21 protein-coding genes and 1 rRNA gene are annotated in these 22,971 nt (G+C 39.9%); 12 read left to right on the top strand and 10 right to left on the bottom strand.

Annotated features, from left to right (window positions below; all coding sequences use genetic code 11):
- From N521_RS05320 to dnaA, 8 genes are all read right to left on the bottom strand, one after another.
- Window positions 1–283 (bottom strand): 16S ribosomal RNA (locus tag N521_RS05320); the annotation flags it as partial.
- Between the two features lie 362 nt (window positions 284–645).
- Complete coding sequence (gyrA, locus tag N521_RS05315; RefSeq protein WP_035390155.1) at window positions 646–3,141, bottom strand: DNA gyrase subunit A; 2,496 nt, start codon at window positions 3,139–3,141, stop codon at window positions 646–648.
- Window positions 3,142–3,374: 233 nt separating this feature from the next.
- Window positions 3,375–5,291, bottom strand: a complete 1,917-nt coding sequence (gyrB, locus tag N521_RS05310; RefSeq protein ID WP_024718422.1) for a DNA topoisomerase (ATP-hydrolyzing) subunit B — start codon at window positions 5,289–5,291, stop codon at window positions 3,375–3,377.
- Between the two features lie 57 nt (window positions 5,292–5,348).
- Complete coding sequence (remB, locus tag N521_RS05305; RefSeq protein ID WP_008360920.1) at window positions 5,349–5,594, bottom strand: extracellular matrix regulator RemB; 246 nt, start codon at window positions 5,592–5,594, stop codon at window positions 5,349–5,351.
- A gap of 17 nt (window positions 5,595–5,611) precedes the next feature.
- Window positions 5,612–6,724: a DNA replication/repair protein RecF gene (recF, locus tag N521_RS05300; protein ID WP_035390152.1), complete on the bottom strand. Its 1,113-nt coding sequence runs from the start codon at window positions 6,722–6,724 to the stop codon at window positions 5,612–5,614.
- A 16-nt stretch (window positions 6,725–6,740) separates the two neighbouring features.
- Complete coding sequence (yaaA, locus tag N521_RS05295) at window positions 6,741–6,956, bottom strand: S4 domain-containing protein YaaA (RefSeq protein ID WP_008347598.1); 216 nt, start codon at window positions 6,954–6,956, stop codon at window positions 6,741–6,743.
- A 150-nt stretch (window positions 6,957–7,106) separates the two neighbouring features.
- Window positions 7,107–8,243, bottom strand: a complete 1,137-nt coding sequence (gene dnaN / locus N521_RS05290) for a DNA polymerase III subunit beta (RefSeq protein ID WP_008347596.1) — start codon at window positions 8,241–8,243, stop codon at window positions 7,107–7,109.
- A gap of 196 nt (window positions 8,244–8,439) precedes the next feature.
- Window positions 8,440–9,780, bottom strand: a complete 1,341-nt coding sequence (gene dnaA, locus N521_RS05285; RefSeq protein ID WP_008347594.1) for a chromosomal replication initiator protein DnaA — start codon at window positions 9,778–9,780, stop codon at window positions 8,440–8,442.
- Between the two features lie 620 nt (window positions 9,781–10,400).
- Here dnaA and rpmH point away from each other — a divergent pair.
- The 11 genes from rpmH (at window position 10,401) to N521_RS05235 (ending at window position 20,741) form a co-directional block, all read left to right on the top strand.
- A complete protein-coding gene (gene rpmH / locus N521_RS19085) occupies window positions 10,401–10,535 on the top strand; it encodes a 50S ribosomal protein L34 (RefSeq protein WP_008360908.1) in 135 nt (44 codons plus the stop codon).
- A 78-nt stretch (window positions 10,536–10,613) separates the two neighbouring features.
- Window positions 10,614–10,973 carry a ribonuclease P protein component gene (rnpA, locus tag N521_RS05280; RefSeq protein WP_035390150.1) on the top strand — a complete coding sequence of 120 codons (360 nt, stop codon included), beginning with the start codon at window positions 10,614–10,616 and terminating at the stop codon, window positions 10,971–10,973.
- 158 nt (window positions 10,974–11,131) lie between these two features.
- Window positions 11,132–11,914 carry a YidC family membrane integrase SpoIIIJ gene (gene spoIIIJ, locus N521_RS05275; RefSeq protein ID WP_089374159.1) on the top strand — a complete coding sequence of 261 codons (783 nt, stop codon included), beginning with the start codon at window positions 11,132–11,134 and terminating at the stop codon, window positions 11,912–11,914.
- Window positions 11,911–12,534 carry an RNA-binding cell elongation regulator Jag/EloR gene (gene jag, locus N521_RS05270; RefSeq protein WP_035390148.1) on the top strand — a complete coding sequence of 208 codons (624 nt, stop codon included), beginning with the start codon at window positions 11,911–11,913 and terminating at the stop codon, window positions 12,532–12,534. The genes spoIIIJ and jag overlap by 4 nt, the downstream gene beginning before the upstream one ends.
- Before the next feature lie 402 nt (window positions 12,535–12,936).
- Window positions 12,937–14,316 carry a tRNA uridine-5-carboxymethylaminomethyl(34) synthesis GTPase MnmE gene (mnmE, locus tag N521_RS05265; protein ID WP_008347587.1) on the top strand — a complete coding sequence of 460 codons (1,380 nt, stop codon included), beginning with the start codon at window positions 12,937–12,939 and terminating at the stop codon, window positions 14,314–14,316.
- A gap of 17 nt (window positions 14,317–14,333) precedes the next feature.
- Window positions 14,334–16,220 carry a tRNA uridine-5-carboxymethylaminomethyl(34) synthesis enzyme MnmG gene (gene mnmG, locus N521_RS05260; protein WP_035390146.1) on the top strand — a complete coding sequence of 629 codons (1,887 nt, stop codon included), beginning with the start codon at window positions 14,334–14,336 and terminating at the stop codon, window positions 16,218–16,220.
- A 13-nt stretch (window positions 16,221–16,233) separates the two neighbouring features.
- Window positions 16,234–16,953 (top strand): 16S rRNA (guanine(527)-N(7))-methyltransferase RsmG, encoded by a 720-nt coding sequence (rsmG, locus tag N521_RS05255; protein ID WP_007497477.1) that lies wholly within the window; start codon window positions 16,234–16,236, stop codon window positions 16,951–16,953.
- A 105-nt stretch (window positions 16,954–17,058) separates the two neighbouring features.
- A complete protein-coding gene (noc, locus tag N521_RS05250; protein ID WP_008347579.1) occupies window positions 17,059–17,934 on the top strand; it encodes a nucleoid occlusion protein in 876 nt (291 codons plus the stop codon).
- Between the two features lie 129 nt (window positions 17,935–18,063).
- Window positions 18,064–18,897, top strand: a complete 834-nt coding sequence (locus N521_RS05245) for a YiiX/YebB-like N1pC/P60 family cysteine hydrolase (RefSeq protein ID WP_017359870.1) — start codon at window positions 18,064–18,066, stop codon at window positions 18,895–18,897.
- Window positions 18,898–19,132: 235 nt separating this feature from the next.
- Entirely contained in the window at window positions 19,133–19,894 is a 762-nt protein-coding gene (gene soj, locus N521_RS05240) for a sporulation initiation inhibitor protein Soj (RefSeq protein WP_008360890.1), read from the top strand.
- Window positions 19,887–20,741: a ParB/RepB/Spo0J family partition protein gene (locus tag N521_RS05235; RefSeq protein ID WP_035390144.1), complete on the top strand. Its 855-nt coding sequence runs from the start codon at window positions 19,887–19,889 to the stop codon at window positions 20,739–20,741. The genes soj and N521_RS05235 overlap by 8 nt, the downstream gene beginning before the upstream one ends.
- A 25-nt stretch (window positions 20,742–20,766) precedes the next feature.
- Here the strand turns inward: N521_RS05235 and yyaC are convergent, their stop codons facing one another.
- Window positions 20,767–21,393 carry a spore protease YyaC gene (yyaC, locus tag N521_RS05230; protein ID WP_008347570.1) on the bottom strand — a complete coding sequence of 209 codons (627 nt, stop codon included), beginning with the start codon at window positions 21,391–21,393 and terminating at the stop codon, window positions 20,767–20,769.
- A 72-nt stretch (window positions 21,394–21,465) separates the two neighbouring features.
- Between yyaC and N521_RS05225 the strand changes: the two genes are divergently transcribed.
- Window positions 21,466–22,521 carry a YkvI family membrane protein gene (locus N521_RS05225; RefSeq protein ID WP_079919768.1) on the top strand — a complete coding sequence of 352 codons (1,056 nt, stop codon included), beginning with the start codon at window positions 21,466–21,468 and terminating at the stop codon, window positions 22,519–22,521.
- Between the two features lie 25 nt (window positions 22,522–22,546).
- On the opposite strand, the gene N521_RS05220 is transcribed toward N521_RS05225, so the two are convergent.
- A complete protein-coding gene (locus tag N521_RS05220) occupies window positions 22,547–22,957 on the bottom strand; it encodes a hypothetical protein (protein ID WP_035390143.1) in 411 nt (136 codons plus the stop codon).
- Window positions 22,958–22,971 lie beyond the last annotated feature (14 nt).

Genomic DNA, 22,971 nt, shown 5'->3' with positions numbered 1-22,971 from the left:
GCCTTGGTGAGCCGTTACCTCACCAACTAGCTAATGCGCCGCGGGTCCATCTGTAAGTGACAGCCGAAACCGTCTTTCATCCTTGAACCATGCGGTTCAAGGAACTATCCGGTATTAGCTCCGGTTTCCCGGAGTTATCCCAGTCTTACAGGCAGGTTACCCACGTGTTACTCACCCGTCCGCCGCTAACATCCGGGAGCAAGCTCCCTTCTGTCCGCTCGACTTGCATGTATTAGGCACGCCGCCAGCGTTCGTCCTGAGCCAGGATCAAACTCTCCGAAAAAGTTCAAAACCGAAGTTTTGTTTTTCGCCAGTTTGACTGACTACCTATGAAATATCATAGGATTTTTTATAAAAACTCGAATTAACAGGTACGTTTTGTCTTGTTTAGTTTTCAAAGAACTTGTTTGTCACTCTCTCAAAGCGACCACTTAAATATATCATATATCTCTATCAACAGTCAACATTTTTCTTGAAAAACATTTTATTTTTTTAAGAAGTTTTGTTGTAAAAGAGATAAAAAATAGAGCCTCTTTTTGCTCCTTTGAAAGATTAACACATATCTATGAAAAAAGCATTATTAATTTCAAAAAAAATCATGTTTTTTCATAAAAAAATAAAGCCGGTGAAAAACCGGCTTTATTTTTACTCTGATTGCTCTTGATCTGACTCTACGTTTTCTTCACTATTCTCTTCATCGTCTTCTGGTGATTGTTCTACTAATGCCACTGTAGCGACATGTTCATCATCACCTAGACGGATCAGGCGGACACCTTGAGTGACTCGGCCAGTTGTGGAGATATCTGAAACAGCCATACGGATGATGACACCACTGCCTGTAATAATCATCAAGTCTTCTTCAGCTTCAGCGTTAGTCGCCTTCACCGCAACAAGCGGACCGTTGTTGTCAGTGATCTTGCACGTTTTCAGACCTTTACCACCACGGCTTTGGACACGATATTCTTTTTCAGGCGTTAATTTACCATAACCTTTTTCCGTTACGATCAATACATTTGCATCTGGCTCAAGGATTTCCATTCCAACGACGATGTCATCTTCAGAAAGTGTGATCCCTTTAACTCCAGCTGCTGTACGTCCCATTTCACGAACATCTGTCTCGTCGAAACGAATGAGCATTCCTTTTTTCGTTCCGATGATGATTTGTTTTTCACCATTGGTTAAACGAACAGCCATCAATTCATCTTCATCACGCAGGCTGAGTGCAATCAAACCGTTGTTACGGATGTTTGCAAATTGAGACAATGACGTTCGTTTCGATACACCGTGTCTTGTTGTAAAGAAGAGATACGAATCTTCATCAAATTCGCTGACTGGAATAATGGCGTTTATCCACTCTCCCTTTTCTACTTCAAGAAGGTTAATAATCGGAATCCCTTTCGCTGTTCGTCCGAATTCAGGGATCTCATAGCCCTTCGCTCGATAGACCTTCCCTTTATTAGAGAAGAAGAGAATCGTATCGTGCGTAGATGTTGAGATCAGCTGTTCAACGAAATCATCTTCGTTGGTTCCCATTCCTTGTACACCTTTACCGCCTCTTTTTTGACTGCGGTATGTTGATGCAGGCAGGCGCTTAATATAACCATTATGAGTCAGTGTGATCACAATATTTTCAACAGGAATCAAATCTTCGTCTTCAATTGTTTCTATACCCGCTGTCACAATTTCTGTGCGGCGCGTATCATTGAAGCGTTCTTTGATTTCTGTTAATTCTTCTCTAATGATTTCTAGAACTTTCTCATTGTCTGCTAAAATGGCTTTTAATTCAGCAATCAATTCAACAAGCCCTTTGTATTCATCTTCTATTTTCTCTCTTTCTAAACCAGTCAAACGCTGGAGTCGCATATCGAGAATGGCCTGTGCTTGTTTTTCAGACAAGCTATAGTTTTCCATCAAACCATTTCTTGCAATTTCAGCAGTTTGAGAGCCTCTAATTAAGGCAATGACCTCATCTAAGTGATCAAGCGCAATTCTTAAGCCTTCTAAAATATGAGCTCTTGCTTCTGCTTTACGCAATTCATACGCCGTTCTTCGACGAATGATCACTTTCTGATGCTCAAGGTAATATTCGAGACATTGTTTGAGAGACAACACTTTCGGCTGTCCATCAACAAGTGCAAGCAAGTTAATACCGAAAGACGTTTGAAGTGTCGTTTGTTTATAAAGATTGTTTAATAGAACATGGACGTTTGCGTCTCTTCGTAGTTCAATGACGATTCTCATTCCATTACGGTCAGATTCATCACGAAGATCTGTAATGCCATCAATCTTTTTATCACGGACAAGATCAGCGATTTTTTCGATCAAACGAGCTTTGTTAACCTGGTAAGGAATCTCATTGATGATAATGCGCTGCTTACCACTAGATGTTTCTTCGATATTTGACTTTGCACGTAATGTAATAGAGCCGCGTCCTGTTTCATACGCTTTACGAATACCGCTTCGGCCAATGATTTGTCCCGCAGTTGGGAAGTCTGGACCTGGAATGATGTCCATTAGTTCCTGTGTCGTCATTTCAGGATTTTGACTAATTGCCAATACCCCATCAATCACTTCACCCAGTTGGTGAGGCGGGATATTCGTTGCCATCCCTACAGCAATTCCAGTTGCCCCGTTCACTAATAAGTTCGGGAACCTAGCAGGCATAACGACTGGCTCTCTTTCGCTGCCATCGTAGTTATCTTGATAATCAATGGTGTCCTTTGTGATATCACGCAGGATCTCCATCGAAATTTTAGAAAGACGTGCCTCGGTATAACGCATGGCTGCTGCACCGTCTCCATCGACAGAACCAAAGTTCCCGTGCCCTTCAACCAGCATATTACGATAGTTGAAATCTTGCGCCATCCGAACCATCGCTTCATATACAGCGCTATCACCGTGAGGGTGGTACTTACCGATAACTTCCCCAACGATACGAGCAGATTTCTTAAATGGTTTATCACTTGTCATACCTAGGTCATTCATCGCATACAAAATTCTTCGATGCACGGGCTTCAATCCGTCTCGCACATCTGGTAATGCACGCGAAACAATAACACTCATTGCATAATCTAAAAAGGACGTACGCATTTCATGGCTAATATTCACTTCGCGTACATTTGGTGTATGTTGTTCACTCACTATAAGAACCTCCCTTTACGTATCACATGAAATAAATTATGTGGGAGTAAAATATGTATTTATCTTCACAAGACTATTCTCCATTATATCAATAATCTTGCCTTTATACACATTTATTTACTAGAAAATCAACGAAACGCAGAAAACCAGGACATTCGTTTCACGCCCCTGTTTCTTGAAAAACAACCTTATTCCAAACAAGAAATAAGGTTGCTCTCAAGGGGGATACCTATCTAAATATCAAGATTTTTTACGTATTGTGCATTTTCTTCGATAAAGTTACGTCTCGGCTCTACTTTATCTCCCATTAGCATTTCAAAAGTCTCATCAGCATCGATTGCATCCTCAAGTGTAACTTGAAGAAGTGTTCTCGCATCAGGATCCATTGTTGTTTCCCAAAGCTGAGTAGCATTCATCTCTCCAAGACCTTTATAACGCTGAAGTCCAGGTTTCGGTGTTTGAGGCAGTGTTTTTAACAGTTCATCTAGCTGTTTATCGTTATACACGTATTCAACACGTTTTCCTTGCTGCACTTTATATAAAGGCGGCTGTGCGATATACACATAACCGTTTTCAATGATTTCACGCATGTAGCGATAGAAGAATGTTAGGAGTAGCGTCCGAATATGCGCTCCATCAACATCAGCATCAGTCATGATCACAATTTTGTGATAACGTGCTTTCTCTAAAGTGAAGTCTTCTCCGATTCCAGTCCCTAGCGCTGTAATCATTGAACGAACCTCGTTGTTAGATAAAATTTTATCTAGTCGGGCTTTTTCAACGTTTAGGATCTTCCCTCTTAACGGTAAGATCGCTTGGAAATGTCGATCACGACCTTGCTTAGCAGATCCGCCCGCAGAATCTCCCTCTACGATATAAAGCTCAGAGATGGAAGGATCTTTAGAAGAACAGTCTGCCAGTTTCCCAGGCAAGCTAGAGACTTCCAGTGCACTTTTACGTCTTGTCAGCTCACGTGCCTTTTTGGCAGCCATTCTTGCACGAGCTGCCATCACACCTTTCTCCACAATTTTCTTTGCAGCATCAGGGTTCTCTAAGAGGAATTTCTCAAGTGCTTCGGAGAAGAGGGAGTCGGTAATGGTTCTTGCTTCTGAGTTACCGAGCTTTGTCTTCGTTTGTCCTTCGAATTGAGGGTCTGGATGTTTGATAGAGATAATGGCTGTTAAGCCTTCTCGTACATCTTCACCGCTCAAATTCGAGTCACCATCTTTGAATACGCCATTTTTACGAGCATAATCATTGATGACACGCGTCAGACCGGTTTTAAAGCCAGCTTCGTGTGTTCCGCCTTCATATGTGTTGATGTTGTTGGCGAAAGAATAAATATTGCTTGTATAGGAATCGTTGTATTGCAGTGCAACTTCAACTGTGATTCCGTCTTTTTCACCCTCGATGTAAACTGGTTCTTCATGAACGACTTCCTTCGAGCGATTCAAATGTTCTACATAGCTCTTAATACCGCCTTCATAGCAGTATTCGTTTCTTCGCTCTTTTCCTTCACGTAAGTCTTCAATGATGATGTTGACGCCTTTTGTTAAGAAAGCTAACTCACGTACACGGTTAGCAAGTGTGTCGTAATCAAATTCAATGGTTTCAGTGAAAATTTCTGGATCTGGCACAAAATGAGTGGTTGTCCCTGTTACATCTGTTTCACCAATGATCTCTAAATCTCCAACTGGAACACCGCGTTTGAATTGTTGATAATGAATTTTTCCATCACGGTATACAGTCACGTCTAAGGTCGTAGATAACGCATTAACAACAGATGCCCCTACACCATGCAGACCGCCAGATACTTTATAACCGCTGCCGTCAAATTTACCACCAGCGTGAAGAACCGTCATAATGACTTCTACAGCAGGACGTCCCATTTTTTCGTGAATCCCAACAGGAATTCCGCGGCCGTTATCTTTCACTGTGATGCTATTATCTTTTTCAATTTGCACTGTAATGTCTGTACAATAACCAGCTAAAGCCTCATCAATACTGTTGTCGACAATTTCCCATACAAGATGGTGAAGTCCTTTTGCACTGGTTGACCCAATGTACATTCCTGGACGTTTTCTAACCGCTTCTAGTCCTTCGAGCACCTGTATCTGATTTTCATCATAACTATTATGTTGCTGTTCCATTGCCACGTACATTCACCTACACTTTTCTTAAACGATATATTTATATGAATTGAGCTTTTAGACTTCAATTTCAATCACAAATGAAGCACGTTTTTTGAGCGTGCTTGAGGAAAGAGGAGAGTAATACACGGATTCAGTTGTGACGACGATGGATTTGGGTGTCCCTTGTGACAACGAAATGATTTGTTCTTCTTGTTTTTGAAGAAATTCCTCTACAACAGAAGATGACCTCATTTTGTAATCAACAATTGCGACAATCTCTCGTGTAGAAACAACACAATCATCACCTAAATGAATATACAAGACTCACACCTCATTTATCAGTCAATTACTTTTCCACTGGCTACTCTGAAAATTTCCGCTTCTTTCAGGGTGGCGTGGTCGATGCCTTCAACACTCGTAGTGGTGACAAAGGTCTGTACACGTCCCTGAATGGTATGGAGCAAATGAGACTGTCTGTAATCATCAAGTTCAGATAAAACATCATCGAGTAGAAGAATTGGGTATTCACCGATTTCTTCATGAATCAGATCAATTTCTGCCAGCTTTAGTGAAAGAGCTGTTGTTCTTTGCTGCCCTTGAGAGCCATATGTCTGAACATCCCGACCATTCACAAAGAAAAGAAGATCATCTCTGTGAGGCCCCCATAGCGTCACCCCTCGGTCTATTTCTCTGTCTCTTAGTTTCTGAAACGATTCTTCATAGCTATTTTTTATTTTCGACAAGTCTGACGCTTCTGATACCTCTATGGCCGTCTGGTATTGGAGCGTGAGCGTTTCCAGCTCTCTTGAAATCCCAAAATGCAGCGGCTGCGCCCATTTTTCGAGTTGTTTCGTAAAAGTCAGTCGTCTTTTGACAACCTTCGCTGCCGCATCAATCAACTGCTCTGTTAAAATCTCCAGCATCGCTTGATCCGTTTGCTTTCTTGTTTGCAATTGTTTCAAGTAATGATTTCGCTGAGTGAGGATTTTTTGATAGAGCGATAAATCATGCAAGTAGACAGCAGACACTTGTCCAATCTCCATGTCGAGGAATCTTCTGCGGATTTGCGGGCTACCTTTCACAAGGTTGAGATCCTCTGGTGCAAACATGATGGTGTTCAAGGCACCAACATAATGACTGAGTTTCTGTTGTTCAATGTGATTGACCTTGCCCTTTTTTCCTTTTTTTGAGATCACGAGCTGCATGGGGAGTGGACCATTTTTTTTGATGACTCTACCTTCTATTTTAGCATAGTCTTCGTCCCATCGGATAAGTTCTTTATCATTTGACGTACGATGAGACTTTGCCATCGACAATACATAGATCGCTTCCATCAGGTTCGTTTTACCTTGGGCGTTCTCACCAATCATCACATTCACCTTATTGTCGAATTGAAGCTCGGTGTGTTCATAGTTTCGGTATGAAGTTAACGCCAGACTTTGAATGTACATGTATTGTCACCCGTTTCTAATTCACAACTTGAAATGTGCCGTGACCTTCTATCTCGACAACATCACCTGGGTATAATTTGCGTCCCCGTCTATTATCTGGCTCTTGATTGATGAACACCTCATGTTCACTTAAAAACCACTTCGCCATTCCACCAGATTGAATGACTTCGGCTAATTTCAAAAACTGCCCTAATGTAATCATTTCTGTTTCAATCGTTATCAGATTAGGCATTGTATCGACCTCTTTCAATATCACTAATATCTAATTGTACTAAAAAACAAGACAAGAAGGAAAGGGGGAAAGCGAACTGGGATGAAAGAAAGCTGAGGAAATGAGGAAAAAAGCTGCTGTGCGCTCACACAGCAGCCATTTTAGACCAAATTAATACGTTCTAACTGGAAGAATCAATTGCAAAATGGAATCATCATTTGGCGTGCGTAATAGGAATGGTCTCATTGCGCCAGTGAAACTGACATGAATCTCTGTTCCCTCTAATACTTTTAAAGCATCAAGCATATATTTCGGACTGAAAGAGATTTTGAGATCCTCCCCTTTAATGTCATCTGCTTGCACCGTTTCAACTACTTTACCGATTTCAGGCGAATTAGAAGAAATTTCAAGGCTTTGCGCAGGATCAGCAGAAAGCTTCACAACGTTGTTACGCCCTTCTCTTGCTAAAAGTGACGCGCGATCAATCGCTTGAAGGAATTCTTTCGTATTCACCACTACATCCGTTTTACTTTCTTGCGGAATGAGGCGAGCTGTATCTGGGTAATTACCATCCAGCAATCTTGAGAAGAACAGCACGTTCTGTGCTTTAAAGAGAACCTGTGTCTCCGTAATGACGATGCTCACAAGATCTTGTCCATCATCAAGAATTTTACTTAGCTCTGTTAAACTCTTTCCAGGAATGACCACATTGTACGAGCTTTCCTCGTTAATATCCAACTTCGCTTTTCTTAAAGCAAGACGATGACTATCCGTTGCTGTGCATATTAATTCACCTTTTTCAACCTTCCAGTTTACACCTGTCAAGATAGGTCGTGTTTCTGAGGTGGACACTGCGAAAACCGTTTGACGGATAAGGTTTTTAAGCAAATCTGTTGGAATTTGAAAAGCATGATGCTCTTCAATTTGTGGCAGATGCGGATATTCTTCAGCATCTAAGCCGTTTAAATTAAATTCTGCTGAACCAGAGCGGATGATGGTCAGATGATTTTGTTCTACCTCAATTTCGACAGTAGACATAGGCAGTTTCTTAACGATTTCGCTAAAGAAGCGGGCTTGCAGCACAATACTTCCTGGTCGATCAATTGTAATGACTTCTAAATCTCCATCTCTTTGAGGAATAAAAGATTCGATTGAGATATCAGAATCGCTCCCTGTGAGAGAAACCCCTTCGTCAGATGCAACAATTTTAATCCCTGTCAAAATAGGAATCGTTGTTCTAGAGGATACGGCCTTTAATACATCTTGGACACTTTCAACAAGACGATCTTTTTGAATCGTGAATTTCATAGTGGTCCTCCTAATTTTTCTTAATGACATGTATATATATTTATTTAATAAAAATCGTAGAAGTACTAGTAGGGCTTGTGAATATGTGGATAAGTCAGTAGAAAGAAAGGAAAGACAGCCTATCCACATGTGGACAGACTGTGTATGACTATGCTCTAGTTATTCACATTTTCCCGTACTTATCTTATCAGCTTGATTATTTTAGTTGTTCTTTGATCTCTTTGACATGCTGCTGAAGCTGTTCATCTTCAACGATTAATTTTGAAATTTTCTCATGAGCATGAATGACGGTCGTATGATCTCGTCCGCCAAATTCTTCTCCGATTTTAGGTAGAGAGGAATCTGTCATTTCTCTAGAGAGATACATCGCAATTTGTCTTGGATAAGCAACTGATTTCGTACGTTTCTTCGCTTTGAAATCTTCTAATCGAATATTAAATTGCTGCCCTACAATTCTTTGAATATCTTTAATTGTAATCACCTTAGGTTTCGATGAAGGAATGATGTCCTTTAGGGCTTCAGCTGCTAGATCAGCATTGATGTCTTTATTGATTAAAGAAGAGTAAGCAACAACACGAATCAAAGCACCTTCCAGTTCCCGAATGTTGCTGTCGATTTGATTGGCAATATAAAGCATGACTTCATTCGGAATGTCTAAACCTTCTGCTTTTGCTTTTTTACGTAAGATCGCAATACGCGTTTCTAGATCTGGCGGGGTAATGTCTGTAATTAAGCCCCATTCGAATCGAGAGCGTAATCTGTCTTCAAGTGTCGGAATTTCCTTTGGCGGACGGTCACTAGAAATGACGATTTGCTTACTTTCTTCGTGAAGTGTGTTGAATGTATGGAAAAACTCTTCTTGTGTTTGTTCTTTTCCTGCTAAAAATTGAATATCATCTATCAAAAGCACATCTACATTCCGATAGCGATTACGGAAATCGACTGCTTTGTTGTCCCGGATTGAGTTGATAAATTCATTTGTAAATTTTTCAGATGATAGATAGACCACTTTGGCTGATGGATTATGGTCGATGACGTAATGACCGATCGCATGCATTAAGTGAGTCTTTCCTAAACCAACGCCCCCATAAATAAAAAGCGGGTTATATGCTTTTGCTGGTGCTTCTGCGACTGCAAGTGAAGCGGCATGAGCAAAACGGTTGCCTGAACCAATAACAAAAGTATCAAATGTATATTTTGGATTCAGCATATTTTGTGGAATTTCAACGGGTTCTTCTTTCGACATTTTTTTGATTGGAGATTTTGGCATGGCTTCCTCTTCGTCCTGATTTTGAGGAATAATAAATTTGATGCTGAGCTCTTCGCCTGTCAGTTCATAGATGGTATCTGCAATTAAGTGAAGGTATCTTGACTCGAGCCAGTCTCTTGCAAATTCATTAGGTGCAGTAATAGTCAGCGTATCTCCTTGAAGAGAATGGGCTTTAGTGGACTTCATCCATGTTTCAAAACTAGGTTTGCTCAATTTTGTCTCTATTTTTTGAAGTGCTTTATTCCACAGATCCAAAATATTTTCCATAAGGCTTCTCCCCCCTCCTTTTCTTTTTAAAATGACCAGTATCAAACTGTTATAGAACACGAAAAAGAGCAAATGGTCATCACCATTCGTGCACATACTTTGTTGAAAACAATTAATATAGTAGAAAAACGTCTTTTCGACAAATTACACAGGTTGTGGATAAACAATTCAACAAGCTGTGTAATAACTTTCCACAGGTTATCCACAAATTGTGGATAAGATAAATAGGCCAGATAAGTAATTAAGAGTTAAAACACAAATATAATATCAAAATAAACAAGATGGTGCAATGGGTGTCACAAACTTATCCACACACTTTACATCCTGTTGAAAAATAATTATCCACATAGGTTATTTGTGTGAAAAAAATGTCGATAATGGATGTGGATAGTCAAAATATGCCGGAAAAATATCCACAACCTTGTTTTGAAGGTTTTTTTGAAGGAAAAAAAGAATAAAATGCTGGAAACTAAAAAAGAAGGTTTCTTCACTTGATAACTTGTGTTATGCTTATAAGGTTGATAATAAGAGTTTTATCATTGATATTGACAATCGATGGGTTACACAAATATAATGAGTTAGACTGTCTTAAACAGCTATTCCTCAGGGAGGTGTCATAAATGAAAAGAACGTTTCAACCAAATAACCGTAAGCGTAGTAAAGTTCATGGCTTCCGCAGCCGTATGAGTTCTAAAAACGGACGTCTAGTTTTAAAGCGACGCCGCAGCAAAGGTAGAAAAAAATTATCAGCTTAGGCCACTGAATAATGTCAGTGGTCTTTTTTACATAAAATCGTAAATGAATTGTCAGTTTTTATCGGAGTGGAAGAAAACATGAAGAAGCGAAACAGGCTAAAAAAAAATGAAGAGTTTCAAACAGTGTTCAAAAAAGGTCAATCAATGGCTAATCGCCAATTCGTCATTTATCAGCTGGACCAACCAGATCAAGAAGAACTGCGTTTAGGATTGTCTGTCAGTAAGAAGATAGGTAATGCAGTGATAAGAAACCGGATTAAACGATTGATCCGTCAGGTGTTCTTAGAGGAAGGTCATAAGCTAAAGCAAGAAAAAGACTACATTGTTATCGCACGAAAACCAGCAAGCGAATTGACCTTTGAAGAAACAAAGAAGTCTCTCCAGCATTTATTTAGAAAATCCGCTGTTTATCAACAACAACCGAAAAAGTCTTCGTAATAGAAACTTTCGTTGAATCAATTTTTAAAAGCGCTTCCTTCATCTAGTGAATTAAAATGAAACCACCACTTTGTAATGAAAAAATGTTACCATACTGATTAGGTGAGTCACTTTCGTAATCAATTCCAACTTAAATAAAGTTTGAAGTAATGGGAGGAATCTTGTTGAAAAGGCGATTATTACTAATATTTAGCTTGATTGGCGTGTTGGTTCTATTGGCAGGATGTACACAAATCAATGAACCAATCACATCAGATAGTAAGGGATTCTGGAATTCTTACATTGTATACCCGCTATCTCAATTAATCACTTACATGGCAAACTTAACTGGTGAAAACTATGGTGTAGCGATTATTATTGTAACTCTTTTGATTCGTTTGCTCATTTTACCATTAATGATTAAACAGTTAAGAAGTACAAAAGCAATGCAAGCACTTCAGCCAGAACTAAAGAAGCTTCGTGAAAAATATAGCTCAAAAGATCAAAAAACACAGCAGCAGCTTCAACAGGAAACAATGGCTCTTTTCCAAAAGAATGGTGTAAATCCATTAGCAGGGTGTTTCCCAATCTTAATTCAAATGCCAATCTTAATTGGTTTTTATCATGCGATCATGAGAACAGCTGAAATCAAGAAGCATACTTTCTTATGGTTTGACTTAGGCAGTCCAGATCCATTATTCCTGCTACCGATTATTGCAGGTGTAGCTACTTTTATTCAGCAGAAGCTAATGATGGCTGGAAATCCTTCGGACAACCCTCAAATGGCGATTATGCTTTGGGTGATGCCAATTATGATCATTGTATTTGCAATCAGTTTCCCAGCGGCACTTTCACTGTACTGGGTTGTAGGTAACATTTTCATGATCATTCAAACGTTGGTCATTAAAACACCTCAAGTAAAAGTTGATACAAAAGAAAAAGCTGGCGGGAACAAAAAATGAAGGAAATAACTGCTGTCGGTCGCACAGTCGAAGAAGCAGTAGATTCCGGACTGAAACAAATTCAACTACTACAAGAAGAAGTGGATATCACAATAGTAGATGAAGGAAATAAAGGGTTTTTAGGATTATTTGGTAAAAGACAAGCTGTTGTCAAGTTAGTAGAAAAGCGAGATGCGCTCAAATTAGCAACACAGTATTTAGATAAAATTGTTAAATCAATTGATCCTAAAGCAAACATTGTTTCGAAAAAAGAAACGAAAAAGATCTCTTTTCACATTGATGGAGACAAAACTTCATTAATGATTGGAAAAAGAGGACAAACACTGTACTCTTTAGAAACCTTGGTGCAGTTAGTGTTTAATCGTTATTCTGATCAATATCATCATATTACAATTGATATTGGAGATTATAGGAAGAAACGACAAGAAGCACTTGAACAATACGCAATCAAAACGGCAAATCGTGTTTTAAAAACGAAGAGAAAGGTTCATTTAGAACCGATGCCTTCGAATGAACGAAAAGTCGTTCATGATACGATTGCAGCATTTTCTAAAGAACTTGCCACGGCATCCGAAGATACAGGCAGCAAGCGTCATGTTGTGGTGATGTATAAAAAATAACAGAAAGGCTAAGATTCAGCAAAGCTGGATTTTAGTCTTTTTTTATTGAAAAATTACCTTTTAATAGTAGATTAATCCTTTATTTCTAAAAAGTTAGTGTGTTATTTAAATCGAAAACGTCATTTTCCCTTAGTTGCAAAGGGAGAAGGACGTTTTAATTTATTGGATTTAGGTGTAAGATGTGAAGACAAGTTTAGAACGTCGTTATTCACATGTGGATAAGTTAAGTGTTAAAATAGACAGGGTGCAAAACTGTGGATAATTAAATGTGGGCTACTTTCGCTTCGCATGCATTTGTGGTATCTTTAAATTTTGGATTAAGCGTTTTTGATATAGAGATGGACAACGTCCATTTAATAGATATAAGACTGTCTATTGAATAGAGAAAGAGGTGAATGAGCGGTGGATACAATTGCAGCAATTTCTACACCAATGGGTGAAGGGGCAATTGCCATTATACGTTTAAGCGGGCCTGATGCAGTTCAGATTGCTGATCGCATGTATAAGGGGCCTAAGGAAAAAAAACTTGTATCAGTGGATTCTCATACCATTCATTATGGTCATATTGTAGATTCAAATACCGAGCAAGTGATAGAAGAGGTCATGGTGTCTGTATTAAGAGCGCCAAAAACATTTACGAGAGAAGACGTTATTGAGATCAACTGCCATGGCGGAATTGTCACGGTCAATAAAGTCTTGCAGCTTGCTTTAAAAGAAGGAGCGAGATTAGCGGAGCCAGGTGAGTTTACAAAACGTGCTTTCCTAAATGGAAGAATCGACTTGTCACAAGCAGAAGCCGTAATGGACTTGATTCGTGCAAAAACTGACCGTGCGATGAATGTCGCAATGACTCAAATGGAGGGACGTCTCTCCGGTTTGATTAAACGTCTTCGTGGTGAGATATTGGAGACACTTGCCCATGTAGAAGTGAATATTGATTATCCAGAGTATGACGATGTGGAAGAAATGACACATCGAGTATTAGTTGAAAAGGCGACATCTGTGAAAAAGGAAATTGAATCGCTTCTAACGACTTCACAGCAGGGGAAAATCCTACGTGAGGGCTTATCTACTGTTATTATTGGAAGGCCAAATGTTGGGAAGTCTTCCTTATTAAATAGTCTTGTTCAGGAAACAAAGGCGATTGTGACCGATATTCCTGGAACAACCAGAGATGTCATCGAGGAATATGTGAATGTAAGAGGAGTACCGCTCCGTTTAGTAGATACTGCGGGTATACGTGAGACTGAAGACATTGTTGAGCGTATTGGGGTCGAGCGATCAAGACAGGTCTTAAAAGAAGCTGACCTGATTTTACTTGTGCTCAATTATAGTGAAGAGTTATCTGAGGAAGATATTAAGCTATTTGAGGCTGTCTCAGGTATGGATATTATTGTGATTGTCAATAAGACAGATCTTGAGCCTAAACTTGATGTAGAAAAGGTAAAAGAGTTAGCGAAGGATCGTCCGGTTGTTACAACATCTTTATTACAAGAAAAAGGGATTGATGAGCTTGAAATGGCCATTCAATCTTTATTCTTCACAGGCTCAATTGAAAGTGGAGATTTAACGTATGTGAGCAATACTAGGCATATTGCGCTCCTTCAAGAAGCAAAACAATCGATTGAAGATGCTCTAGAAGGAATTGAAATGGATGTACCGATCGACATTGTTCAAATAGATTTAACACGCTGTTGGGAGCAGCTAGGTGAAATTATTGGGGATGCTGTTCATGAAAGCTTAATTGATCAGTTATTCTCTCAATTCTGTTTAGGAAAGTAAAGGGAGGAACAAAAGAAATGGGTTATGAAGCTGGCCAATATGATGTAATCGTCGTCGGTGCCGGTCATGCTGGTGTTGAGGCTGCTCTTGCTTCTGCAAGACAGGGCGCCAAAACACTTGTATTGACCATCAATCTCGATATGGTTGCTTTTATGCCATGTAATCCGTCCGTAGGAGGTCCCGCTAAAGGGATTGTCGTCAGAGAAATTGATGCGCTAGGCGGAGAAATGGCACGAAATATAGATAAGACACATATTCAAATGCGTATGCTGAATACTGGGAAGGGACCTGCTGTCCGTGCGTTAAGAGCGCAAGCAGATAAGTTTCAATATCAGCACGAAATGAAAAAAACAATGGAAAATGAACCAAACTTAACAATGCTGCAAGGGATGGTAGACCATTTAATTGTAGAAGATGATGAATGTAAAGGTGTTGTGACTCAAACAGGTGCAAATTATCGCGCGAAGTCTGTTGTCCTAACGACTGGTACTTTCTTAAAAGGCCGCATTATTTTAGGGGATCTTTCTTATTCAAGCGGTCCTAATAATCAGCAGCCTTCCATTAAATTATCGGATCATCTAGCAGAATTAGGATTCGATTTGGTTCGCTTTAAAACTGGGACACCACCTCGAGTAAACAGCCACTCGATTGATTATAGTAAGACGGAAATTCAACCAGGTGACGATGTACCACGTGCGTTTTCTTATGAAACTGTGGAATATATTACAGATCAATTACCATGCTGGTTAACATACACGAGTTTAGAGACTCATCAAATTATTGATGAGAATCTTCACCGTTCTCCTATGTATTCAGGTATGATTAAAGGAACAGGTCCTAGATACTGCCCGTCTATTGAGGATAAGGTGGTTCGTTTTAATGATAAACCGAGACATCAAATTTTCTTAGAGCCAGAAGGCCGTAATACGCAAGAAGTGTATGTTCAAGGTTTATCTACAAGTCTGCCAGAGGATGTACAGCAGCGAATGCTGTCAACCATTCCAGGGCTTGAAAATGTACAAATGATGCGAGCGGGTTATGCCATTGAGTATGATGCGATTGTGCCTACACAATTGTGGCCGACACTTGAGACGAAGAAAATTTCTGGATTATATACAGCTGGCCAAATCAATGGTACCTCTGGTTATGAGGAAGCTGCAGGTCAAGGAATTATGGCAGGTATCAATGCAGGAAGAAAAGCATTGGGTAAAGAAGAAGTCATTTTAAGCCGATCTGATGCATATATCGGTGTTCTCATTGATGATCTTGTCACGAAGGGTACAAATGAACCTTACCGTCTTTTAACTTCTCGTGCAGAGTACCGCTTACTTCTGCGTCATGACAATGCTGATTTAAGATTAACGGAACTTGGATATAACATTGGTTTAATTTCTGAAGAGAGATTCCAAGCATTCACACAGAAAAAAGAGGCCATTGAAGCAGAGAAAAAACGTTTATATTCTGTCATTATTAAACCTACAGTAGAGACACAGGAATATATTCGTTCACTTGGTGGAAGTGAATTGAAGGACGGTATTCGCGCTAGTGATCTGATGAAGCGCCCAGAGATGAACTATGAATCTGTTGTGAAACTAGCTCCTGCTGACACATCGCTTCCTGCTGATGTGTGTGAACAGGTAGAGATTCAAATTAAATATGAAGGTTATATCGAAAAGTCGCTCCAACAAGTTGAAAAGCTGAAAAAGATGGAAAACAAAAAGATTCCGGATCGAATCGATTATGATGCCATCAAAGGGATTGCAACTGAAGCGAAGCAAAAGCTAAAAGAAGTCCGACCGCTTTCTGTTGCACAGGCTTCTCGTATTTCAGGCGTTAACCCTGCTGATATTTCTATCCTTTTAGTGTATTTGGAGCAGGGACGTATTGCGAAGATAGCAGAGTAGAAAGGATGTCGGCATGAACATTGAACAATTTACAGCAGCACTAGAGGAGAAAGGGATCACTCTTTCTCCAGTGCAGCTTGAACAATTTGAAACTTACTTCCATATGCTTGTAGAATGGAACGAGAAGATGAATTTAACGTCCATTACAGAAAAGGAAGAAGTATATTTAAAGCATTTTTATGACTCGATATCAGCAGCATTTTTTATTGATTTTCACAATGTGACAACAATTTGTGATATTGGAGCTGGTGCTGGTTTTCCAAGCATTCCTCTTAAAATTTGTTTCCCTCATCTACATGTGACCATTGTTGATTCTCTCCAGAAACGCATTACGTTTCTCAATGAGTTAGCAAAAGGGTTAAACTTACAAGATACTACTTTTTATCATGATCGTGCGGAGACCTTTGGACAACGTAAAGATCAACGTGAAAGCTATGACCTTGTCACTGCTAGAGCAGTTGCGCGCTTATCTGTCTTGAGCGAACTATGCCTGCCTCTTGTGAAAAAGGAAGGATTGTTTGTTGCATTAAAAGCATCTGCTGCAGATGAAGAGATGCAAGCAGGAAAAAAAGCTGTCACTGTCCTCGGAGGAGAGGTTGTTGAAAAGCATTCCTTTGTTCTTCCTTTAGAAGAAAGCGAACGGAACATCATTGTCATTGAAAAGAAAAAACAAACACCAAAAAAATATCCTAGAAAACCAGGAACACCTAATAAATCACCAATAGAAGGTTGATCATGTAAAAGGTCGGTTTTTCTTCAATATTTATGATTTTACAGAAGGAAAAAACATGAGAAAATAGAATTATAAAAAGGTAGTTTTTAAAGGTGGTGTAGGTTCATGAAGCATTCACTCTCACGCTTCTTCGGGCTTGGTGACAAAGAACAACCTGAGCGTGATACCGAAATAGAGGCAGAGATTGCTGAGCATGATACATTAAAGGAAGAGATACAGGAGCTCCCGGTCGACACAATTATGCCTAACCGTTTTCAGCCACGCACCATTTTTTCAGAAGAAAAGATACAAGAGCTGGCCACAACCATTCATACCCATGGCATTATTCAACCGATTGTTGTTAGACCAACAGAAGAAGAAGGAAAATATGAACTGATCGCCGGCGAAAGACGTTGGAGAGCGGTACAAACTCTTCAATGGGAGAAAATCCCCGCTATTATAAAAGATTTTACTGATACGGAAACGGCATCTGTGGCATTGATTGAAAATTTGCAAAGAGAAGAGCTGTCTGCAATTGAAGAGGCTCATGCTTATGCACGTCTTTTAGAGCTTCATGATTTAACGCAAGAAGCGCTTGCTCAGCGTTTAGGTAAGGGACAATCGACTGTTGCAAACAAACTAAGACTTTTAAAGTTGCCTGAAGAGGTACAGCAAGCCATTTTGGAGAAAAAAATCTCTGAGAGGCATGCCCGTTCACTTGTACCTTTAAAGCTTCCAGAATTACAAATCACGCTGTTGCAGGAAATCATCGAAAAGCAGCTGAATGTGAAACAGACTGAAGAGCGTGTAGTGAAGATGCTTGAACAAAAAACAGATCGCAAACCGAAGCCGAAACGTAAGGCGTTTAGCCGAGATACGCGAATTGCGATGAATACCATTCGTCAGTCTCTCCATATGGTAGAAGATAGCGGACTTAAAATAAATACCGAGGAAGAAGAATTTGAGGAATATATCCAATTAACCATTCGCATTCCTAAATAGAAAAAAGCTGATGAGCATTACTCGTCAGCTTTTTTTGTCTTTCCATCCTTTAAATTCATGATATTTACTTATTATTAATTAATTGGTAAAATATGATTTTCATAGTAGAAGGGAGGTGACATATAACCAATGAAAATGAAAAAGACTATTTTTGCTATTATCTGTTATTTACTAATCTCTTTTTCTCTTTTTTCAAATGAAACGACTGTGTTTGCTGTGAGCACGTCAACGAATCATGATACTCATTCAGCGGAAGAAACGATTACAAAAGAAGAACTCAGTGCTCTGAAGAAACAAGGTGTGGTTTCGACAGATGTAACGGTTCAACAATTAAATCAAGAGCAAGCGTCTCAGGACGATGCGATCGATGTGATCACAGCTGATGATGATTTGGAGAACTATGGCTTACGGCAAAACAAACAGGATGAAATGGTAACAGATGAAAGGCCGAATACCATTCGCCATCTTTTTGGTAAACCGTATCCTGGAACCGATATTATGCCTCAAAAAGGGGATATATTGGTGACGAGCACTGGTGCTTTGAATGGTTTAATTGGTCATGCAGGCATCGTCATTAATGAGAAAAGCTATGCATCTATTCCTGGGTTCCGGCAGCATCCAAATATTGATTCCATTCAAAGCTGGTTTCGCTATAGTGCCAATACAAAGGTGATTCGGATTAATCATCAGGAAAAGGCAGATTTAGCTGGGGATTGGGCGCACGATTACGTGAAAGACCATCCGAAGGCTCGATATTCGATCACTATGTCTATTCAATCCTTGGACCCTACTTATTGTTCAAAGATTGTATGGCAGGCTTATGCGAAAACCGGGGACGCTGTTGGACATGCCACATTTACCATTAAAGCACCCTATGGGTTTTTGAAAAAGAAGAACTATAAAACAGTGACACCTAAAGTCATTGTAAGTGAAGGCCGAAAAATTGGCGGGCTAAACTTTTGATTGTATCTCCCTCACTTTTATGAAAGTGGGGGTTTTTTGTCTCGTTATTTTCTTCAAAAGATATATTAATATATCTTTAAAGCGTATTTTTATGCATCTATTCATGTACGGAAACACAGATTCATTCACGAATTTATAATGGGGGAACAAAAAAAGCAAACGTTTCATACTTTTTTTGATAGAATAGGAAGTATGAATGAATGAGAAACTTGTTAAGTTGAAAGTGGGTGACATCGTGGGGAAAATCATAGCGATTACCAACCAGAAGGGCGGCGTTGGGAAGACGACAACTTCTGTTAATTTGGGTGCGTGTTTAGCATACATAGGAAAACGAGTGTTGTTAGTTGATATTGATCCGCAGGGAAATGCCACGAGTGGTATTGGGATTGAGAAGGCCGACGTAGAGAAGTGCGTGTACGATATTTTAGTAGACGATGCAGATGTACTTGATGTGATTAAGACGACAGAGGTCGAAAATCTTGATGTCATTCCTGCGACGATACAGCTTGCAGGGGCGGAAATTGAGCTTGTGCCTACGATCTCACGTGAAGTGAGGCTGAAAAGAGCACTTGAATCTGTGAAGCAAAATTATGATTATATGATTATTGACTGCCCGCCATCGCTTGGATTACTGACGATTAATGCGTTAACTGCATCCGATTCTGTTTTAATACCGGTTCAGTGTGAATATTATGCGCTTGAAGGATTGAGTCAATTGTTGAATACGGTTCGTCTTGTGCAGAAACATCTAAATACCGACCTTGCCATTGAAGGTGTCTTACTGACAATGCTGGATGCAAGAACAAATCTTGGAATCCAAGTCATCGAAGAAGTAAAAAAATACTTTAGAGATAAAGTCTATCAGACCGTGATTCCGAGAAATGTGAGACTAAGTGAAGCGCCTAGTCATGGGAAACCTATTATCTTGTATGATCCACGTTCAAGAGGTGCAGATGTCTATTTAGACTTAGCAAAGGAAGTGGATGCGAATGGCTAAAGGTCTTGGAAAGGGTATTAATGCGCTATTTAACAATGTGGATGCCAATGAAGAAACTGTCGAAGAAATTAAGTTGAAGGATTTGCGTCCGAACCCTTATCAGCCAAGGAAAACGTTTGATGATGATGCATTGTCTGATCTCAAGGAATCGATTCAGCAGCACGGTGTTTTACAGCCGATTATTGTTCGTAAGTCCATTAAGGGATATGACATTGTCGCGGGAGAACGCCGTTTCCGTGCAGCACAACAAGCTGGTTTGACAACGATTCCTGCGATCGTCAGGGAATTTTCAGAAACACTGATGAGGGAGATCGCTCTTTTAGAAAACTTACAGCGCGAGGATTTATCTCCATTAGAGGAAGCGGAAGCCTATGCCTCCTTACTAGATCACTTAAGTGTGACTCAAGAGGAATTAGCCAAGCGGTTAGGAAAAAGCAGACCGCATATTGCGAACCACCTTCGTCTATTAACATTACCAGATGAAGTACAAAAGCTGATTGCGGATGGAACATTATCCATGGGACATGGACGCACGCTGCTTAGTTTGAAAAACAAAAAGAAGCTGGCGCCATTAGTAAAGAAGGTCGTGGACGAAGGATTGAATGTCCGTCAGGTTGAGAAACTTGTTCAGCAATTAAATGAAAATGTTCCACGTGAAACAAAGAAAAAAGAAGCACCAAAGGATCGCATGTTGAAAGAAAGAGAATCTTTCTTACAAAATTACTTTGGTACTTCAGTGACGATCAAGAAACAGAAGAAAAAAGGGAAAATTGAGATTGAATTTCTCTCAAATGAAGATTTAGAAAGAATCCTTGAATTGCTTTCTACGAGAGAATCATCGGAATGACCATCTTGATATGAGATGGTCTTTTTTATATTCTTCCCGTGATATTTTGAATAGGGGTGAAAAGAGAACGGCTTTTTTCTCTCGTCCAATCCATTTGATCAATGTGGGATAGACTTTCAGAAAGTGTATTGGCCATAGACATTACAAGATGAAGACGTGTGTTTTGGAGAACGAAGTATTCCATAAAACCGCTCACGTTGACGATTCCATTAATATGAATATTACCTACTTCTGGCAGCTCTTTTTGCACACCTGCACCGGGCTTTAACGGTCCTTCTCCAATTTGAAACGATCCTACACTTTTCACTCTCCCTAAACAGGCATCAACGGCTACGATAAATGGATGTTTATGAGCTTGTTCAATTTCAGCGAGCTTTTCCTTTAAATTGACCGCATGCACTGGGTCAGAGAGGGTGCCGTATACATGCAGCTTTTTTAAATCCAGACCTGAAAGCTTTGTTCCTACAAGTGGACCTAGAGAGTCACCGGTTGAGCGGTCTGTTCCTATGCAGACGATGGCAACGGGTCTTTTTCCTGCTTTCTGAAGATGCGAGAATAAAATACTTTTAAGCTGCTGAATGGCATTTGTATCCGTATGGGACACGTATTCTTTCACCCTATTTCTTAAAAAAAGACCGTTCTTGCTATTCATAGGTCTCACTTCCTTGTCATAGTAGTTAGTAACAGTATACGGAAACAAGCTTAATTCTATACCTATGAGGTGATGATTGTGTGGAAGGCTGGTTCAAGGTGGACGCTTTTAATTTTAGGAAGCTTGATAGGAGCGGGATATGCCTCCGGTCAAGAAATTTGGCAGTTTTTTGGCCTTGATAGCGGACTAGCCATTCTACTGTTTACGCTCATGTTTATGCTGTCTACCTATGTGGTGTTAAAAATCAGTTATGAGGTGCGTGCCGATCATTTTGTGCCGGTGTTAGAGCGTCTTGTAGGTCCTTGGCTGGCCAAGGTGTATGATATTTTAATTGTTCTTTATCTATTCACGACAACAACAGTCATGATTGCCGGTGGCGGGGTGACACTTGAGATGTATCATGTGCCATTTTGGGTTGGAATCGGTGCATTTTGTTTATTCTCATTTATGATTTTTTTCTGGGATGTGAAAGGGCTCTTATCTGTGAATGCCTTCATTATACCAATTTTGGTGGCGGGGCTCATCTATGCGTTTGTTTTTTATTATATGAATCATGATCATATGTGGAGAATTGATTTTGGCCAGCAATACAATTGGCCTGCCAGTATCGTCTTTGCTTCTTTGAATATATTATCTGTTGTGGCGGTGCTATCTTCAGTGGGGAAAGAAATGAAGGGGCTTGGAGAGGCCAAAGTTGCGAGTATATTAAGCGGTTTGATTTTTGGTGTCATTTCTTATGTGTATAACGAAATACTAGTTGATATTTCTGGGAGTCTTTCAGCAGAAGGGATTCCTTTGTTTACAGTATTAGAGGGGGCACCAACATCATTGTTTGTGTTTATGACCATTGTTCTTTGTTTAGCGATTTATACAACAACTGCTGCGGGATTATTTGGTTTATCCAGCCGCATGCTCTCTTTTGTACGAATGCCCCGCTGGTTCATTGTATTCATCATGCTCCTTTTGATGGCACCTTTAACCTCTCTTGGATTTGCTGATTTGATTGCTTTCTTGTATCCGATTTACAGCTTGCTCAATCTTTATTTGCTTGTCTGTTTAATGCTGTATCCGATTTTAAGTAAAAAGATATTTTTCCGTTCTAAAAATTATACTGATAAAATAAAATAAACACCTCTCTTTCAAAGAGAAGTGCTTATTTTATCCGAATGGAATCAATCGCTTCCTTGATATCGTCATATACAGGCATGTGCTGGAGACGCTGCATGCGTTCCTCTATTTCTGAGATGGCTTGTCCCTTTAAATGCTGGGATACGTGCTGTTTGACAATGGTTGTCTGGTTTATCATGTCTTCGGTTTTGGACAATTGGTACTCCAAGTGCATGCGTGTGTTTGCCAATTCATCGTGAAGCCGCATTTTCAGCAATCGCTTTAAATCTTTTCGTTGTCCTTCTCTGCGCATGGCCTGAATAGCGGCAATTTCTTCAGGTGATTGCGATTGTGTTTGTGGTGCAGATTGACTTTCGAATACAGACATGGAGCGGCGGGCACTCACATTTTGCAAGAAACGCTGGGCGTCACTAGGAGGTTTATTTTGATTGATCATATGTCGACTCCTTT

The organism is Bacillus sp. UNC125MFCrub1.1, from assembly GCF_000701305.1.
GTDB classification, from domain to species: Bacteria; Bacillota; Bacilli; order Bacillales; family Bacillaceae; genus Bacillus; species Bacillus altitudinis.
The sequence above is the reverse complement of the archived record's forward strand: the minus strand, read 5'-3'. Positions and strand labels throughout refer to the sequence as shown.

Excerpts from the sequence above, each read along its gene's own strand:
- jag (WP_035390148.1), top strand. The coding sequence starts at position 11,911 with ATGAAGGAAATAACTGCTGTCGGTCGCACAGTCGAAGAAGCAGTAGAT.
- dnaN (WP_008347596.1), bottom strand. The coding sequence starts at position 8,243 with ATGAAATTCACGATTCAAAAAGATCGTCTTGTTGAAAGTGTCCAAGAT.
- recF (WP_035390152.1), bottom strand. The coding sequence starts at position 6,724 with ATGTACATTCAAAGTCTGGCGTTAACTTCATACCGAAACTATGAACAC.
- rpmH (WP_008360908.1), top strand. The coding sequence starts at position 10,401 with ATGAAAAGAACGTTTCAACCAAATAACCGTAAGCGTAGTAAAGTTCAT.
- mnmG (WP_035390146.1), top strand. The coding sequence starts at position 14,334 with ATGGGTTATGAAGCTGGCCAATATGATGTAATCGTCGTCGGTGCCGGT.
- N521_RS05235 (WP_035390144.1), top strand. The coding sequence starts at position 19,887 with ATGGCTAAAGGTCTTGGAAAGGGTATTAATGCGCTATTTAACAATGTG.
- dnaA (WP_008347594.1), bottom strand. The coding sequence starts at position 9,780 with ATGGAAAATATTTTGGATCTGTGGAATAAAGCACTTCAAAAAATAGAG.
- noc (WP_008347579.1), top strand. The coding sequence starts at position 17,059 with ATGAAGCATTCACTCTCACGCTTCTTCGGGCTTGGTGACAAAGAACAA.
- yyaC (WP_008347570.1), bottom strand. The coding sequence starts at position 21,393 with ATGAATAGCAAGAACGGTCTTTTTTTAAGAAATAGGGTGAAAGAATAC.
- rnpA (WP_035390150.1), top strand. The coding sequence starts at position 10,614 with ATGAAGAAGCGAAACAGGCTAAAAAAAAATGAAGAGTTTCAAACAGTG.
- gyrB (WP_024718422.1), bottom strand. The coding sequence starts at position 5,291 with ATGGAACAGCAACATAATAGTTATGATGAAAATCAGATACAGGTGCTC.
- N521_RS05220 (WP_035390143.1), bottom strand. The coding sequence starts at position 22,957 with ATGATCAATCAAAATAAACCTCCTAGTGACGCCCAGCGTTTCTTGCAA.
- N521_RS05245 (WP_017359870.1), top strand. The coding sequence starts at position 18,064 with ATGAAAATGAAAAAGACTATTTTTGCTATTATCTGTTATTTACTAATC.
- yaaA (WP_008347598.1), bottom strand. The coding sequence starts at position 6,956 with ATGCCTAATCTGATAACGATTGAAACAGAAATGATTACATTAGGGCAG.
- N521_RS05225 (WP_079919768.1), top strand. The coding sequence starts at position 21,466 with ATGATTGTGTGGAAGGCTGGTTCAAGGTGGACGCTTTTAATTTTAGGA.
- rsmG (WP_007497477.1), top strand. The coding sequence starts at position 16,234 with ATGAACATTGAACAATTTACAGCAGCACTAGAGGAGAAAGGGATCACT.